Annotated in this window: 15 protein-coding genes (1 of these 15 only partly in view); 11 read left to right on the plus strand and 4 right to left on the minus strand. The window is 65.3% G+C overall.

The genetic code is table 11. From position 1 onward, the window contains the following. The first annotated feature begins 58 nt into the window (after positions 1-58). From cydD to thiL, 7 genes are all read left to right on the plus strand, one after another. The gene (gene cydD / locus LDL32_RS15815; protein WP_233068402.1) at positions 59-1,771 is read left to right on the plus strand and encodes a thiol reductant ABC exporter subunit CydD; all 1,713 of its coding nucleotides are present in this window, start codon (positions 59-61) and stop codon (positions 1,769-1,771) included. Continuing rightward, a complete protein-coding gene (cydC, locus tag LDL32_RS15820) occupies positions 1,768-3,465 on the plus strand; it encodes a thiol reductant ABC exporter subunit CydC (protein WP_233068404.1) in 1,698 nt (565 codons plus the stop codon). Before cydD ends, cydC begins: the two co-directional genes overlap by 4 nt. Before the next feature lie 134 nt (positions 3,466-3,599). Then, complete coding sequence (locus tag LDL32_RS15825) at positions 3,600-3,974, plus strand: OmpA family protein (RefSeq protein ID WP_233068406.1); 375 nt, start codon at positions 3,600-3,602, stop codon at positions 3,972-3,974. Positions 3,975-3,997: 23 nt separating this feature from the next. Continuing rightward, a complete protein-coding gene (recQ, locus tag LDL32_RS15830) occupies positions 3,998-5,833 on the plus strand; it encodes a DNA helicase RecQ (protein WP_233068408.1) in 1,836 nt (611 codons plus the stop codon). 56 nt (positions 5,834-5,889) lie between these two features. After that, the gene (gene nrdR, locus LDL32_RS15835) at positions 5,890-6,396 is read left to right on the plus strand and encodes a transcriptional regulator NrdR (protein WP_233068409.1); all 507 of its coding nucleotides are present in this window, start codon (positions 5,890-5,892) and stop codon (positions 6,394-6,396) included. 72 nt (positions 6,397-6,468) lie between these two features. Beyond that, positions 6,469-7,026: a transcription antitermination factor NusB gene (nusB, locus tag LDL32_RS15840; protein WP_233068410.1), complete on the plus strand. Its 558-nt coding sequence runs from the start codon at positions 6,469-6,471 to the stop codon at positions 7,024-7,026. Positions 7,027-7,047: 21 nt separating this feature from the next. Next, a complete protein-coding gene (gene thiL / locus LDL32_RS15845; RefSeq protein WP_233068411.1) occupies positions 7,048-8,022 on the plus strand; it encodes a thiamine-phosphate kinase in 975 nt (324 codons plus the stop codon). A 6-nt stretch (positions 8,023-8,028) separates the two neighbouring features. Here the strand turns inward: thiL and LDL32_RS15850 are convergent, their stop codons facing one another. Beyond that, positions 8,029-9,189: a hypothetical protein gene (locus tag LDL32_RS15850; protein WP_233068412.1), complete on the minus strand. Its 1,161-nt coding sequence runs from the start codon at positions 9,187-9,189 to the stop codon at positions 8,029-8,031. Between the two features lie 156 nt (positions 9,190-9,345). Between LDL32_RS15850 and LDL32_RS15855 the strand changes: the two genes are divergently transcribed. Both LDL32_RS15855 and glk read left to right on the plus strand, forming a co-directional pair. Next, complete coding sequence (locus LDL32_RS15855; RefSeq protein WP_233068413.1) at positions 9,346-10,143, plus strand: SDR family oxidoreductase; 798 nt, start codon at positions 9,346-9,348, stop codon at positions 10,141-10,143. Between the two features lie 259 nt (positions 10,144-10,402). Beyond that, on the plus strand, positions 10,403-11,371 hold the full coding sequence (glk, locus tag LDL32_RS15860; protein WP_233068414.1) for a glucokinase: 969 nt from the start codon (positions 10,403-10,405) through the stop codon (positions 11,369-11,371). A gap of 96 nt (positions 11,372-11,467) precedes the next feature. On the opposite strand, the gene LDL32_RS15865 is transcribed toward glk, so the two are convergent. Next, complete coding sequence (locus LDL32_RS15865; protein WP_233068415.1) at positions 11,468-11,920, minus strand: hypothetical protein; 453 nt, start codon at positions 11,918-11,920, stop codon at positions 11,468-11,470. A gap of 353 nt (positions 11,921-12,273) precedes the next feature. Here LDL32_RS15865 and LDL32_RS15870 point away from each other — a divergent pair, with 353 nt between their 5' ends. Then, complete coding sequence (locus LDL32_RS15870) at positions 12,274-13,977, plus strand: thiamine pyrophosphate-binding protein (protein ID WP_233068416.1); 1,704 nt, start codon at positions 12,274-12,276, stop codon at positions 13,975-13,977. A 17-nt stretch (positions 13,978-13,994) separates the two neighbouring features. Here the strand turns inward: LDL32_RS15870 and LDL32_RS15875 are convergent, their stop codons facing one another. After that, the gene (locus tag LDL32_RS15875; RefSeq protein ID WP_233068418.1) at positions 13,995-14,495 is read right to left on the minus strand and encodes a hypothetical protein; all 501 of its coding nucleotides are present in this window, start codon (positions 14,493-14,495) and stop codon (positions 13,995-13,997) included. A 173-nt stretch (positions 14,496-14,668) separates the two neighbouring features. Between LDL32_RS15875 and LDL32_RS15880 the strand changes: the two genes are divergently transcribed. After that, on the plus strand, positions 14,669-15,496 hold the full coding sequence (locus LDL32_RS15880) for a hydroxyethylthiazole kinase (protein WP_233068419.1): 828 nt from the start codon (positions 14,669-14,671) through the stop codon (positions 15,494-15,496). Here the strand turns inward: LDL32_RS15880 and hpxZ are convergent, their stop codons facing one another. Beyond that, positions 15,497-15,770 carry the 3' portion of an oxalurate catabolism protein HpxZ gene (gene hpxZ / locus LDL32_RS15885; protein WP_233068421.1) on the minus strand. Its footprint extends 116 nt past the window's final position, so only the last 274 of its 390 coding nucleotides appear in the window; its start codon lies beyond the right edge, outside the window — the gene reads right to left on this strand; the stop codon is at positions 15,497-15,499.

The raw sequence follows: 15,770 nt of genomic DNA on the forward strand, positions 1-15,770 counted from the left end.
TTTAGGGCGGTTCATGATGACTGTCCCTGTGCCGTGTCATTCGGTATAGGGAGCGGTCATGAGCGATGACAAGACAGTGATGAAGGCGTGGACGAAGACACAGTCGCGTCTGGGGCGCAGGCTGGCCATGCCTGTTGTGTTGCTGGGTCTGGCGGTGGCCATGGTTGCCGTGGGGCAGGTCTGGTGCGTGGCCAATGTGCTGGCCTGCGTGCTGGTGCCGGGCGGCATGCAGGTGGCGCTGTGGCCGCTGGCCGGTCTTGCCATGCTGGCCGTGCTGCGCGCCGCGCTGCAGGTGGGGGCGGACATGCTGGCCGCCCGTGCCGGCATGAAGGCGCGCGCCCGGCTGCGCGGCGGGGTGGTCGATGCGATCCTGCGCGGCGGCCCGGGGCTGCTGCGCAATCATCATAGCGGGGAACTGACCGCACTGGCCGTTGACCGGATCGAGGCGCTGGACGGGTTCTTCTCCCGCTGGCTGCCTGCTTCGGTGCTGTGGATGGCGGCCCCGCTTGTCATCGGTGTCCTTGCTGCCTTGGTCCAGCCAGGTTCCGCGCTGATCATGGCCGTGTGCGGCATTGCCGTGCCGTTTGGCCAGGCGCTGTTCGGTATTGGCGCGGCGGTGGCCTCACGCAACCAGTTCCTTGCCATGACGCGCCTGCAGGCCCGTTTCCTTGATCGCGTGCGCGGGATTGCCACCATCGTGCTGTCGGGCAGGACGGAGGATGAAACCCGCCGCCTCGCCGCCGCGGCGGAGGAACTGCGCGTCCGGACAATGAAGGTACTGCGCGTGGCGTTCCTGTCCTCGGCGTCCATCGACTGCGCGCTGGTGGTGGCGCTGGTGCTGGTGGCGCTGCGTAACGGGGCGCAGGTCATGGCGCTGCATGAACAGGGCGTATCCGCCACGGTCATGGCGGCGTCCGTGGCACGCGGGCTGTTTGTCGTGCTGCTGGTGCCGGAATTCTTTGCTCCCTTTCGCAGCCTTGCCCTTGCCTATCAGGACCGCGCCCATGCATCCGGGGCGGCGGCGGCCATGCGGATCCTGCCCGATGCCGCCAGCGTGCGGTCCCAGGGTCAGGCGCTGCGTGATGCGGGGCACGGTATTGCCGTGACGTTCGAGGATGTCGGCTTTACGTGGGATGCAGCCCGTGGGCCCACGCTGGAACATGTCTCCTTCAGCGTGCCCGCGGGGCAGGCGGTGGTACTGTGGGGGCCATCGGGCTCGGGCAAGTCCACCATCATCGAGATGCTGCTGGGCTTCATCCGGCCCGACAGCGGGCGCATCACCATCAATGGTGCCGACATGGCGGGCATTGACCCCACGGCCCTCATGGCCATGACGTCATGGATCGGGCAGAAACCGGTGCTGTTCGCGGGTACGCTGCGTGAAAACATCCTGTTCGCCCGCCCCGATGCGACCGAGGGCCAGTTGCAGGCGGCGGTCACGGCGGCGGCGGCGGACAGTTTTGTCGCCCTGCTGCCACACGGGCTTGATACCCGGGTTGGTGAAGGCGGGTTCGGCCTGTCGGGCGGCCAGGCGCAGCGCGTGGCCGTTGCGCGCGCCTTCCTCAAGGATGCACCGCTGCTGCTGCTTGATGAACCGACATCCCATCTTGATCCGGAAACGGAGGCGGACGTGTTCACCAGCCTGCGCAGGCTGGCGGAACACCGCACCGTCATCCTGGCCAGCCATTCACCGGCAGCGGCGGGCTTTGGTGGCCAGCGGATCGACCTTGACCACGGGCGTATTGTCACCAGCGGGGAGCATGCATCGTGAAATCCACGGAAAACCGGGAATTTTCGCGTCAGGCACGGCGCGAGGGGGTTCTGGCCCCGGTGCTGCAGATCCTGCACATCTGGCAGCGCCGCGCACCGCTGCTGACGGCGGGCGCGCTCCTGTCGCTTCTGGCCCTGCTGATCGGGCTGCTGCTCATGCGTGCTGCAGGGCTGCGGGTTGCGGCCATGACGGTGGGCATGCTGGTGGTCACCACCGGGGCGCTGCGTATCTTTGGCGTCTCACGCATTGTCCTGCGCTATACCGAACGGCTGGTCACGCATGATGCCATGTTCCGCGCGCTGGCGGACGTGCGGGTCTGGTTCTTCCGTCATCTGGCGCGCGGCGCGGCCGCGGGGCTGGGTTTCCGCCGGGCGGGGGACCTGCTTTCGCGGCTTGTATCAGATGTCGAGACGCTGGATGGACTGTACCTGCGCATCATCATCCCGCTTGCGGGGGCGCTGCTGGTGCTGCCGTTCCTGTTCATTGCCGTCAGCATGGTAAATACCGAACTGGCGGTGGTGGTGGGCGGACTGTTCGCCTGCGGGGCCTTTGGCCTGCCGCTGGTCGCCGCCATGCTGGGGCGGCGCGAGGGCGGGCTGGTCAACCATGCCAGCGCACAGCTGCGTATCGGCGTTCTGGACATGGTGGGCGGCCTGCGCGAGATCGCGACATTCGGCGCGGAAGGCCGCATGCTGGACCATGTCCATGCACGTGACGCGGCATTGTACCGTGCGCAGATGAAGCAGGCGCGGATGCTGGCCATGGCCGGTGCCGCGTCCTATCTGTGCGGGCAGGCGGCTGTCGTAGCGGTGCTGGCGGCAGCCCTGGGGCTGGGCCTGCCACGCATCGCCCCCCTGCCTGCGGCGGCGGTACTGTTCCTGACCGTGGCGGCATTCGAAAGTGTTGGCGGACTGACACGCGCCGGGGCGCTGGCGGGCAACATTACCCGTGCCGCGGCCCGTGTGGTGGCGGTGGGCGCCATGCCCGAGCATGCCCCGCCGGAAGGCACGGAACCAGCGCCCGCGGGAACCGACATCCGCTTTGAAAACGTATCCTTCCGCTGGCAGGCAGAACGTGCGCCGGTGCTTGATGGCCTGAATCTGGCGGTCAGGGCGGGTGAACGTATTGCCGTACTGGGCGCGTCGGGCGCGGGCAAGTCCACACTGGCAGCGCTGCTGCTCAAGGTCGTGGCGCCGGAGGCCGGGCGCATAACCCTGGGGGGGCAGGATATCGCCACCATCCGCGATGAGGCGCTGCGCGAGCGCATTGCGTGGCTTTCACAGGCGACGCATCTGTTTGCCGATACGATTCGCGCCAACCTGCTGCTGGGTCGCCCTGATGCGGATGAGGCCGATCTGTGGGCCGCACTGGAACAGGCCCGCGTGGCCGACGTGGTGCGTGACCTGCCCGAAGGCCTGGACAGCTGGCTGGGGGAAGGGGGCGCAAGCCTGTCCGGCGGTCAGGGCAGGCGCCTTGCCCTGGCGCGCGTCCTGCTTTCACGCGCGCCGATCCTGATTCTGGACGAGCCCGCGACCGGTCTCGATGCACGGACCGAACAGGAATTCCTGCTGACCCTGAACGAGGTGACACGCGGGCGCACGGTCATCCTGATCGCCCACCGGCTGACGGGGGTAGAAAAACTGGATCAGGCATGGCGGATTTCTGGCGGCAAAATGGCGGCTATTGGTGCATAAGAAGGCGGGCATGCCCGCCCAGAGGATTGACGTGCCCTGTCTCACAGGGCACGAAGTAGCGGAAAACCGGGTCGGACACTCCAGAAGACTGAAGGCGGTCCGTCTTGAATCTCTGAATCAGGAGTAAATTCATCATGCGTCGCCTGTCCCTTCTCCTTGGTCTCGGTCTGCTGACAGGATGCGCTGGTGGCCATCCGGGCAAGTATGTCGTGTTCTTTACCGAGAACTCCACCCAGCTTGACGCCCCCGCCCAGACCGTCATCACGCAGGCCGCCCAGCGCGCCGTTGCCAGCCATGCCAAGGTGCGCGTTGAAGGCTATGCCTCCGCCAGCCATGACCTGTCGGCTGATGAACTGCTGGCCATCGACCGCGCCAAGATCGTGGCCCGGCAGCTTGTGGTTGATGGCGTGGATACCAGCCGTATCCGCCAGCAGCCCCGTGGCCCGATGAACAACGAGAGCGGTGCCCTTGCCTCCCGCCGGGTCGAGATCGAGGTGGGTGGAAGCTGAACGAAGAACCCCCGTTTGACGAGATGACGGCATCCACCGGTCCATCGCGCAACCCGCGTGAAGTACTGGCGGAGGTTTTCGGTTTTCCCGATTTCCGTGGCCTGCAGCAGCAGGCCGTGGATGAGGTCATGGCCGGGCGCGACTGCCTTGTGCTCATGCCCACCGGCGGTGGCAAGAGCGTGTGCTACCAGGTGCCGGCCCTGGCCCGCCCGGGCACCGGGCTTGTCATCTCGCCGCTGATCGCGCTGATGGATGACCAGGTGGCCGCCCTGCGCCAGCTCGGGGTCAATGCTGGCGCGCTCCATTCCGAGCTGGAAGCCGACGAGGCCGCCCGTGTCCGCTCCGACCTGGTGGCGGGGCGGCTTGATATCCTCTATGTCTCGCCCGAGCGGCTGCTCTCTCCGGGCATGCTGGAGCGGCTGGGGCGGCTGACGCTGTCCGTCATCGCCATTGACGAAGCCCACTGCATTTCCGCCTGGGGGCATGAATTCCGCCCCGAATATCGCGAACTTGCGGCCCTGCCGCAGCACTTCCCCCATGTGCCACGCATTGCGCTGACCGCCACGGCGGACCCGCGCACCCGCAGCGACATCCTTGAAGCGCTGGCCATGCCGGACGCGACCGTGCTGAAGGCCAGCTTCCATCGTGCCAACCTTGATATCGCGGTCCGGCCCAAGACATCGGAACTGCGCCAGCTGACCGCCATACTGGACCGGCACCGGGGTGCTGCCTCCATTGTCTATTGTGGCAGCCGCAGCAAGACCGAACGGATTGCGCGTTCGCTGGCGGGCAAGGGGTATGCCGCGCTGCCGTTCCATGCCGGGCTTTCCCCGGTTGAAAAGCGCGCGGCCCTGATGCGCTTCCGCTCGGGTGAGCCGGTGGTGATCGTGGCGACCATCGCCTTTGGCATGGGTATTGACCGGCCCGACGTGCGCGCCGTGGTGCATCTGGACATGCCGTCCTCCCCCGAGGGGTATTACCAGCAGATCGGCCGTGCGGGCCGCGATGGTGAACAGGCCGAGACGGTCCTGCTGTATGGCGGTGATGACATGGCACGCGCGCGCTACTGGCTGGAGCAGTCCAACGCGCCCGATGCCCAGAAGCGGATCATGAGCGCGCGGCTCGAAGCCATGATCGCCCTGACCGAGACGACCGGCTGCCGCACCCAGTCTCTCCTGTCCTGCTTTGGCGAGGAACTGGACCACGCCTGCGGCCACTGCGACAACTGCCGCAACCCCGTCGCCACCTTTGACGGTACGGTGGCGGCGCAGAAGGTGCTGTCCGCCATCTACCGTACCGGCCAGCGTTTTGGCGCGGTGCATGTGGTGGGCGTGCTGCGCGGCAAGGGATCGGATATGGTCTCGCGTCACGGGCACGAGAAGCTGAGCGTATTCGGCATAGGCCAGGACCGGCCGGAACCCTTCTGGCGCGGGGTGATCCGCCAGCTGATCGCGCGCGGGGCAATAAAGGTCACGGGTGAATATAATTCCCTGGCCCTTGAGGAAGGGCGCGCGCGGCCCATATTGCGGGGCGAGGAACCGATCATGCTGCGTGAGGACGCGACCGAGGACCTGAAGTCCGCCGGCCGCACGGCGACGGGTACCCCCCGTGCGCAGCGGCCCGAGCTTGCGCCCGATGCGGCGGCACGGTACGAGGCGCTGCGTACATGGCGGCTGGGGGAAGCGCGGGAGCAGGAAATCCCGCCCTATGTCATTTTTCATGATGCCGTGCTGCATGATATTGCCATGGAACGGCCCACCACGCTGGATGAACTGGGCATGATCCGTGGGGTGGGCGGCTCCAAGCTGGCACGTTACGGTGCCGCCGTGCTGGATGTGCTGGCGGAAGTCGGCGCCTGACGCGGCCCGCAGGCGGCCTGTCTGTTTTGCCCCAAGTAATCAGGAGCCGGTTTCGCATGCGTTGCCCCTTTTGTGGAAATGACGATACACAGGTCAAGGACAGCCGCCCGCATGAAGATGGGGCGGCCATCCGGCGCAGGCGCATCTGCGGCTCGTGCGGGCAGCGCTTCACCACCATCGAGCGGGTGCAACTGCGTGATCTCGTGGTCATCAAGGCCGATGGACGGCGTGTGCCGTTCGAGCGTGAGAAGATGGCGCGCTCGGTGCGGATCGCACTGCGCAAGCGCCCGGTCGATGCCGAGCGGATCGAGCGGATCGTCAACGGGATTGTCCGCCATCTTGAAGCCATGGGGGAGACGGATATCCCGTCACGCGATATCGGGCGGCAGGTCATGGAAACGCTGCGCGAGATTGATTCCGTCGCCTATATCCGCTTTGCCAGCGTGCACTGGGACTTTCGGGAAACAAAGGATTTTGCCGATATCCTGGACACGATCTCGGCTTCCGTGTCGGGAGAGGAAGCCAGGGACCTCCCCCCCGTGGACGACAAAGACAAAGATTGAACTGGACCCCGCCGCCCAAAGAGGCGATGAAGCCCTGATTTCGCACCATCGCCACAGCAGGAGTAACGCGCCATGACACAGACAGACGGTGATCGGCAGCCCCGGGTCCGTTCCCGCACCGCATCGCGCGTGGCGGCGGTACAGGCCTTGTTCCAGATCGAGCAGGGCGGTGAAAGCCCCGATCATGTCATAAACCAGTTCAACCGCCACCGGCTGGGCACGTCCGTCGGGCACGACTGCAGCTATGCCGAAGGGCAGGTGCCCGACGCCGATGCCCGCCTGTTCAGCATCGTGGTGCGGGGCGCCGTGGCCCGGCAGGAACGCATTGACGGCCTGCTGCACGAAATCCTGCCCCCATCATGGCCGCTGGCCCGGCTGGACCCGGTGCTGCGCGCGATCATGCTCGCGGCGGGTGGCGAGATGACGGGGGCCGACCCCGTTCCCGCGCGCGTCATCATCAATGAATACATGGATATTGCCCATGGCTTCCTGGCGGGGGATGAACCGCGCATGCTCAACGGCGTGCTGGATGCCCTGTCGCGGCGCGTGGACGAACCGGCCCGCCCCGCGGAGCCCGCAGCCGGAGTGGACACGCCTGCGGAGCAGACGCCGGACAGCCCGGCATCCTGATGTGCGGAAGGGAATGCGGCAATGGCCCTGCCGGATGACGGCTTGCCAGCCGAATTCGGGTTCATAGCCCGTGTTTTCCGCCCGCTTGCGGGCGATGGGGCGCTTGACCTGCGTGATGATGCCGCCGTGTTCGCCCCGCCTGCCGGGCGGCAGCTTGTCATGGCGGCCGACGCGATGGTGGAGGGCATGCACTTCCTGCCCGATGACCCGGCGGACACGGTTGGCCGCAAGCTGCTGCGCTGCAACCTGTCCGACCTTGCGGCCATGGATGCGACCCCGCTTGGCTACCTGCTGACGGTCTCCATGCCCCCCGTGCGGGACGAGGCGTGGTTTGCGGGTTTTGCCGCCGGTCTGGCGCAGGACCAGCAGGAATATGGCATTACCCTGCTGGGAGGGGATACGACATCCACCACAGGCCCGCTTGTGCTGTCCCTGACCGTGGTGGGGCATGTCGCGCCCGGCATGGCCCTGCGCCGCGGTAATGCGCGTGTGGGGGACGGATTATGGGTGACCGGCACGATTGGTGATGGTGCGATGGGGCTGCTGGCGCGCCGTGGCGAGGTTCCCGATCCGGACGGGTATCTTGCCGGCCGCTACCAGTTGCCACGCCCCCGGCTGGGGCTGGGCCTGGGGGGCATCGCCTCGGCCGGCATGGATATATCCGACGGACTGGTGCAGGACCTTGGGCACATGGCGCGCGAAAGTGGCGTGGGCGCGGTCATTCATGCGGGGCAGGTGCCACTCTCGCCTGCCGTGCGCGCGCTGGGGCCGCAATGGCTGCCCACATGCCTGGGCGGGGGGGATGACTATGAACTCCTGCTGGCGGTTCCGGATGCACATGAAGCGCTGATGCTGGAGCATGCGCAGCAGCGCGGCGTGCAGGTCAGCCGTATCGGGCAGGTGGTGGCCGGTACGGGCGTGCGCGTGCTTGATGGCGGCGGGGCTGAGATGGTGCTGGCCCGGCGTGGCTGGAGCCACGTGAAGGATGGTGCGTAAGCGCGTTCAGTCCGCCAGCGGGCGGTCATACACGCGGTAGCGCTTGCACGGCTGCGGCGTGATGCGTTCGATCAGGCGGCGCATGGGCAGGTTGGTTTCCAGCACCCAGCCCAGCTCGACGGTCCGGTAGGGGAGGCTGCGCCCGCGCTTCATCAGTTCGGTAATGGCAAGGGCGGGCATGATGGCCCCCAGCGCCGTCCCGTCCAGCGTCGAGCTGACGCCCAGCAGGATGACACGGGCCGAATGGAATTCATGCCGCAGCAGCCGCTTGCCCAGCTTGAGCCACCCCAGCGGGGAAGGGTCCCCGTTCAGATCCCATGAGATATCGAACACATTGGGCACCACCAGTGCAACGCAGACCGGCTTGCCCGCCTGTTCGATCAGCACGAAATGCTCCGGCCGCAGGATGGGCTTCATCTCCACGATCATGGACTGGATATCCTCGCGCGCCAGCGGGATCGAGCCCCAGTTGTTGCGCCAGGCGTCGTTGTAGAGCGTGCGCAGGATCTCGCCATCTTCTTCGATCCGGTCCATGCGCAGGCCACGGGTGGTGACATTGCCCAGCCGCCCTTCGCCCAGGCGCAGGCTGGCGGGCACCAGATGGGCTTCCTCCGCATCGGGGCCGGTGCGCATCTGGTAGGCCACCAGGTCACGTATCTTGGTGCAGCCACACGCTTCCATCATGGGCGGCAGCCATTGCGGGTGCCATGGCATGGCCACCATGGGCATGGCGTGGTGGCCTTCGATCATCACCCCGAACTCACCGTTGCTGTCCAGTGTCTGGGGGCCGCGCATGAGCTTCATGCCATGCTGGCGCAGCCATGTACCCGCCGTATCCAGCAGGGCGGACACCACCTCCAGGTCATCGATCGCGTCCAGCGCCCCGAAAAAACCGACCGGTTCGCCATAATGCTCCATGGAAATGGGGTCGATCTGGGCCGAGATCCGCCCCACGGCCCGCCCGCCACGCATGGCTAGAAAATACTGTGCCCGCCCCTTCCGGAAAAAAGCGTTCTTGCGTGGTGTCAGCAGGTCGCGCTGGGTCAGGTCCAGCGGTGGCACGTAACCGGGTAGGCCGGCGTACAGGCGGCGGGGCAACTGGATAAAGGTGGTCATCTGACGAAAGCCGGAAACGGGAATGATAGTAAGACGATCGGTTTCGTTCATGACCGGTTCGTTGCATCCTGAACATTACCGGCATGGCCCCTGTTTCCGTGATGGAACCGCGCAGGGTATGCAGGCATGGGTTAAGAGAAGTGATTCGGTGGTCCGTCCTGATGTTGTGCTCATGGCACAGATGGACCCCGAAAAGGAAGATGGACAATGACAGTAAGGACCGCTTCACGCATGGATGAAGGCAGATATGTGCTGATTACAGGTGCATCCAGCGGGATCGGGGCGGAACTTGCCTGGCTTTACGCCGCCCGTGGGCGCCCGCTGGTACTATGGGGGCGCAATGCCGGACGGCTGGAAAGCGTGGCAGCTCGCGCGCGCAGTTACGGGGTGGCGGTCCATACGCGGCTGCTGGACGTGGCCGATGGCGCGGCGGCGATTGCAGCCCTGCGTGAGGATGATGCCACCCATCCGCTCGGTATCGCGATCCTGGCTGCGGGACTGGGTGACATGCGGCGCGGGGATGACGTGGTTGAACGCGCGGAGGACGTGCTCAGGCTGGGGCTGGTCAATTACGCCACGCCATCGGCCATGGCGGCGGCGGCGGCGGAATGCATGGTCCCGCGCGGGCGGGGGCATATCGTGCTGATCGGCTCGGTGGCGGCCTTTCATGCCCTGCCGTTCGCCGCTGCCTATTCCGGCTCCAAGGCGGGGCTCAAACGCTTTGCCGAGGCACAGCAGATGGCGCTTGCCCCTCTTGGCATCGGTGTGACGCTGGTCTCGCCGGGGTTTGTGGATACGCCCATGAGCCGCCGCGTGGTCGGCGCCAAGCCATTCCTGCAGACAGCATCCATGGCTGCGCGCAGGATCGCACGCGCGGTGGACCGTGACCGGCCGCATCTGGTCTTCCCGTTCCTGTTTTCCGTGCTGCGGCTGGTCGATACGCTGATGCCGTGGCCGCTCAAACGGCGCATCCTCTCTGCGATCAGGGCAGATCAGATGGACTGAGCGACAGGGCAGGCATGTAGTTCATGTAATGGAATTTGAAGCTGACCGGAATGATTGTGGCCGTTTCGTGACATTGATCAATGAAATTGCCCGGTACATGGGCTTTTTTTCTAGCCAGATATGCTAACCACGATGCCTGTGGTGCCTGACTTGTGTTGCCTGTTGCTGGCGGTGCATAAGTCAGGCACGGTCGCAGGCTGTTTTTATTTTGTAATTGCGGGCAGGGAGCATGCCGCATGGGCACGGAGCGTGACCGGACATGAAAGAGATCGTAGCAGTTGATATTGGCGGCACGCATGCGCGCTTCGCCATTGCCCAGGTGGATCAGGGGAGGGTTGTCACGCTGGGGGAAGCCACGACCCTGAAATGTGCCGATCACGCCAGCCTCCAGTTGGCATGGGAAGCCTTTGCCCGCGTGGTTGACCGCCCGCTGCCCCGGGCGGCAGGCATAGCGGTGGCCTGCCCCATCAAGGGCGATATCCTCAAGCTGACCAACAATCCGTGGGTGATCCAGCCCGCGTGGCTACCGGTCAAGCTGGGGGTGGACGAACTGATCCTGGTCAATGATTTCGGGGCGGTCGCCCATGCGGTGGCGCAGGTGGGGGCGGACAGCCTCCAGCATATCTGCGGTCCTGACGTGCCGCTGCCCGAGGAAGGTGTCACGACTGTTGTCGGACCGGGCACCGGGCTGGGTTCGGCCTATGTCGTGCGCCGCAAGAACGGTTATTTCGTATGCGAGACCGAGGGCGGGCATATCGATTTCTCCCCGCTTGACCCGCTTGAGGACCGGATCCTGACCGTGCTGCGCCGCCGTTACCGCCGGGTATCGGTCGAACGCGTGGTTTCCGGTCCGGGGCTGCTGAACCTTTATGAAGCCATTGCCGAAATGGGTGAGCTTTCGGTCAAGGCGCGTGATGACAAGGCGCTGTGGACCATGGCGCTGGAAGGTTCCGACCCCGTGGCAGCGGCTGCGCTGGAGCGTTTCTGCCTCAGCCTTGGTACTGTCGCCGGCGATCTGGCCCTGGCGCAGGGTGGCGGCGCGGTCGTGATCGCGGGTGGCCTGGGGCTGCGGCTTGCCAAGCACCTGCCCAGCTCCGGCTTTGCCGAGCGCTTCGTGGCCAAGGGACGCTTCGAGGGCATGATGTCGGAAATGCCGGTCAAGCTGATCACCTATCCGCAGCCCGGCCTGCTGGGCGCTGCTGCCGCCTTTGCCGAGGCGTATCGCTGATCCCGGGCACTTCGTGCCATCCGGCGGCGTTCCTGCCCCACGGGCCATGGGGCCGCCGGACCATCCACAGGCCCCTGATGGCGTAAGCGCGCTGCGTCAGCCGCGCCACAGATGGCCGGGCATGGCATCGTAATGCCGGGTCAGGAAATCCAGCAGCACCGTGATCAGGCGCGCCATGTCATGCGCGTCCTGCCGGGTATGGTAGGCCAGTTCCTGCATCGGCATGTTGTTGATCATGGTGGCGATCAGGATGCGCTCATAGCGGTTGCCGATGATTTCATGAATGTATCTGTAGCGGTTGATGGACCCCATGCGTCCGTTAAGGCGCCGACGTGACAGGCCAAGCGATACCTGATCGAACTGTGGATCATCCTCTCCCAGCACACCGATGCGGTAATCCGTGGCCCAGAAGCGCGCGGCGGCGATATGCTGCGCGTTCAGGGTGCCAATACGGTGCAGCACGTCGATTACGGTCGGCAGCGGCAGGTCGGCGGCACGCTCCTCGCCAAGGGATGCGGGGACAGGGGCGGTAGGGCTGTCAGCGGGCAAGGGGTTTGCTTTCATTGCGGCACATGGGGCGTATCATCTTCATTTTCCCTCATGTGGGTCAATTGAAAGCGTGATGTCCATGCTGCCCGGCATGAAAATATATAAAAACCCGTCCATAAAAAAACGGCATCACCCGGGTTGGGGTGATGCCGCAAGGTTCCGTGAGGAAGATTGGGAAATCGACGGTCGGGACTCTGTCGGGTGACTCACGGGTTGCATTTTCATTAATGATAATAATTATCATTATCAAGAAAAAAATGCATCCAATCCAACTTCCATGCGGTGGACCGGAACGTGAAAACGTGGTGCGATGGCTGCAACAACCCGGAATAACCATCACGGCAGGGGACAGCATGGCCATTACACCGCTTGAAGTCGCCACACGGCGGGCAGGGGGGCGACGCGGAGCCGACATTCTGCTGGAAATTCTGGAAAGTGAAGGGGTTCGCTACATTTTTGGCAATCCCGGCACTACGGAACTGCCGCTGATCGATGCCCTGCAGCGCCGGCCGGATCTGGCCTACATCCTGGCCCTGCAGGAAGCGAGTGTGGTGGCCATGGCGGATGGTTACGCCCAGGCGGCGGGTCGGCCCGGTTTCCTCAACCTGCATACGGCGGGGGGGCTGGGCCATGGCATGGGCAATCTGCTCAATGCCAGTGTCTCCCAGACACCGCTTGTGGTGACGGCGGGCCAGCAGGATTCCCGGCACACGATTTCCGATCCGCTACTGTTCGGTGATCTGGTCAGCATTGCCACGCCTGCCGTCAAGTGGGCGCAGGAAGTGCTGCATGCCGACCAGCTTCCCGTTCTGGTACGCCGTGCCTTCAACGATTCGATGGCCGCCCCTTCCGGTCCGGTCTTCCTCTCGCTGCCCATGGATGTGATGGAGGAGGCGAGTGATGTCGATATCGGGTTTCCTTCCCTGATCAACCGTGACTCGATAGCAGGCGGCCTGCCGGAACTGGCGCGGGCGCTGGCTTCGATCACGCCGGGGCGGCTGGCCATTATTGCGGGTGACGAGGTGCATGGCGCGAATGCGGCAGCCCAGGTCGCGGCGGTGGCCGATGTGCTGGGGGCGCCGGTTTATGGCGCGTCTTGGCCATCGCGCATACCGTTTGCCACGTCCTGTCCGCTCTGGGCTGGCAACATGCCCACGCGCGCGACCGATATCGCCCAGCGCCTGTCGGATTACGATGCGATCTTCGCACTGGGTGGCAAGTCGCTGATCACCATTCTGTATTCCGAAGGTTCTCCCGTGCCGCCGGGCTGCGCGGTCTATCAGGTCTCGGCCGATGCGCGCGACCTTGGCCGCACGTTCCAGACACCGCTTTCACTGGTGGGTAATATCCGCGCATCGCTGGAGGTCCTGCTTCCGCTGCTGGAGCGTGCGACCCATCCCCGCCGGGATGCCTTCATCGCGGCGCGCGACCGTGTCGTGGCCGCCCGCCAGGTCAGGCGCGCACAGGCGGAGGAACTGGTTGCCCACCATCGGGGTGATCCGGTCGTAGCCCCCTGCGTTGCGGCGCATGAGGCCGTGCGCGCCATCGGCCCCGCCGTGGCGATCGTGGATGAGGCGATTGCCACATCCTCCTACACCCGCATGTTCCTTGATAGCGACTGGGCGGCGCAGTATTCCTTCCTGCGTGGCGGGGCGCTGGGGTGGGGCATGCCTGCCGCTGTCGGGGCCTCGCTCGGGTTGGGGCGTGAGCCGGTGGTCTGCCTTGTGGGCGACGGGGCGGCGCTCTATTCCCCCCAGGCCATGTGGACCGCCGCGCATGAACGGCTGCCCGTGACCTTCGTGGTGATGAACAACCGTGAATATAACGTGCTGAAGGGATTCATGCGTGGGCAGACGCATTATGTCTCGGCGCGGGAGGGGAATTTTCTCGCAATGGACCTGCATGATCCACCGGTTGACTACCAGGCCATGGCGGCATCCTACGGCCTGGAGTCCCGCCTGGTTACGCGGGCGCAGGACATTGCGCCCGTGATCGAGGCCGCCATGGCTTCCGGCCGGCCCAATCTGGTGGAAATCGTGATCAGTACGGTCGGCTGAGGCGCCCCGTCCCTGCCTTAATGAAGGGGGAAGGTGCAGGTGGCGGGCGTGGCTTCCATCCGTTCGCTACCGGGATCGACCCGCAGGGTCAGGCGCATCACGGCCGCAGCCAGATGTGCGCCACTGGTGTGCATGGTGGTCTTGATGTCCACCCCGTGGTTGTTGTCCAGCACCGCCACGTTGCGGCCACGGGCAATGGTTGCTTCTGCCCGAACGGACCAGTACGTGCCATTGATGTCGGACAGGCGGGCAAGGTTGTATACCGTTCCTTCCCCCCGTAACCGGCTGTAGCCGATGCCGACCGCGCCACCACCGGTGATCCTGACCGGATAGGAATGACCTGCGAAATAAAGCCGTCCCCTGCCCCATGAATAGCCGCCCGCCAGCGCGACATCGCGCAGGCTGAAGCACAGCCTGGCGGTTGGCTGTCCCAGCGCGTCGGCCGCCCACGCGGCCGGAGTGTCCAGCAGCAGCCCGGCTGCAAGGATAAACGGGGCGGAAAGGTAAGCTGCGCGCACGGTATGTTCCTGTTACAATATGCTGGGTGTATGAAGAGCATATGTGGAATAAGGGGCGGTCCGGCATGGTCGACCGCTGGCGTCTTTTGTATTTCAGTCGATTACCATCAAAAGGCAACCCCTGTCTGTTCAGCACCGCCCCCGGGTCGTGCAGGGAAAAAGGAGCCGTCCCGATGCAGCCTTCCCCCGTGTCCATGGATTACGATAGCCCGGACTGTCAGGCCATCCTGCACGGGATTCGGATGCAGGCTCCCTTTGTATATGGATTGACCAATTATGTCGCGGCGACCCTGAGCGCCAACGTGCTTCTGGCCGTGGGTGCGGCCCCCGCCATTGGGGCCGCCCCGGGCTGGGCCAGCAGTTTTGGCGCCAGTGCGGCTGGCATGTGGGTCAACACGGCGGGACTGATCAATGGCGACGTGCAGGATATGCGTAACGCCATTGCCGTTGCCGGTGCGGCCAATGTGCCATGGGTGCTCGACCCCGTGGCCATGGGGGCGGGGGCGGCCGAGTATGATGCGCTGATCCGTACCCTGGCTGCCGGGCGCCCCGCGGTCATTCGCGGCAATGCCAGCGAGATCATGGCCCTGGCGGGGGGGGCTGGCACGGCGCGCGGGGTGGAAACCACCGCCACGATTGCACAGGCCGTGCCACTGGGGCAGGCGCTTGCGCATGCGCAGGGGGCCATCGTGGCCATCAGCGGGCCGGAGGATCATATTCTTGCCCCCGATGGGCGGCAGGTCATCGTGCCAGGCGGCCATCGCCTGCTGACCACCGTTACGGGGGCGGGATGTGCGTTGGGTGGGCTGATCGCCGCGGCCTTGGCCGTAGCCCCGTCGGGGCCGGAGCAGCTTCATGCCGTTGTGGCGGCGCATGCCCTGTACGCACGCGCCGCCGAGATGGCGGCGCCTGCAGCACGGGGTACGGCCTCCTTCGCAACGGGGTTTGTCGATGCCCTGTCGCAACTGCAGCAGACGGCGGGTTGCCCGCCCGCAGTCTGATCAGGAAATATCCGCCATGAGGGAGACATGCGCCGCAATGATCTTCCAGCCATCAGGCGTGCGGATCCATGTCTGGCTCTGCCGTCCGATCCGCGTGCCACCATGGCGGCGGAATTCCAGGTCAACCGTACCCGTATCCGTGCCAATTGCGGTGATATGGCGCCGCAGCACATCGCGCGGCGGTGAACCACCAGCACGGTTGCGGCGGAAGGCCGCTATCTCTGCAAACCCGTACAGGGTCTCCCCCACGCCATAGCGTACCGTTTCCGGCCCG

The organism is Komagataeibacter sp. FNDCF1, from assembly GCF_021295335.1.
GTDB lineage: Bacteria > Pseudomonadota > Alphaproteobacteria > Acetobacterales > Acetobacteraceae > Komagataeibacter.

Bases quoted from the DNA above. Each gene is read 5' to 3' on its own strand.
- LDL32_RS15880 (WP_233068419.1), top strand. From the start codon at position 14,669: ATGCAGCCTTCCCCCGTGTCCATGGATTACGATAGCCCGGACTGTCAG.
- LDL32_RS15825 (WP_233068406.1), top strand. From the start codon at position 3,600: ATGCGTCGCCTGTCCCTTCTCCTTGGTCTCGGTCTGCTGACAGGATGC.
- glk (WP_233068414.1), top strand. From the start codon at position 10,403: ATGAAAGAGATCGTAGCAGTTGATATTGGCGGCACGCATGCGCGCTTC.
- LDL32_RS15870 (WP_233068416.1), top strand. From the start codon at position 12,274: ATGGCCATTACACCGCTTGAAGTCGCCACACGGCGGGCAGGGGGGCGA.
- LDL32_RS15850 (WP_233068412.1), bottom strand. From the start codon at position 9,189: ATGAACGAAACCGATCGTCTTACTATCATTCCCGTTTCCGGCTTTCGT.
- cydD (WP_233068402.1), top strand. From the start codon at position 59: ATGAGCGATGACAAGACAGTGATGAAGGCGTGGACGAAGACACAGTCG.
- thiL (WP_233068411.1), top strand. From the start codon at position 7,048: ATGGCCCTGCCGGATGACGGCTTGCCAGCCGAATTCGGGTTCATAGCC.
- recQ (WP_233068408.1), top strand. From the start codon at position 3,998: ATGACGGCATCCACCGGTCCATCGCGCAACCCGCGTGAAGTACTGGCG.
- nusB (WP_233068410.1), top strand. From the start codon at position 6,469: ATGACACAGACAGACGGTGATCGGCAGCCCCGGGTCCGTTCCCGCACC.
- LDL32_RS15855 (WP_233068413.1), top strand. From the start codon at position 9,346: ATGACAGTAAGGACCGCTTCACGCATGGATGAAGGCAGATATGTGCTG.
- nrdR (WP_233068409.1), top strand. From the start codon at position 5,890: ATGCGTTGCCCCTTTTGTGGAAATGACGATACACAGGTCAAGGACAGC.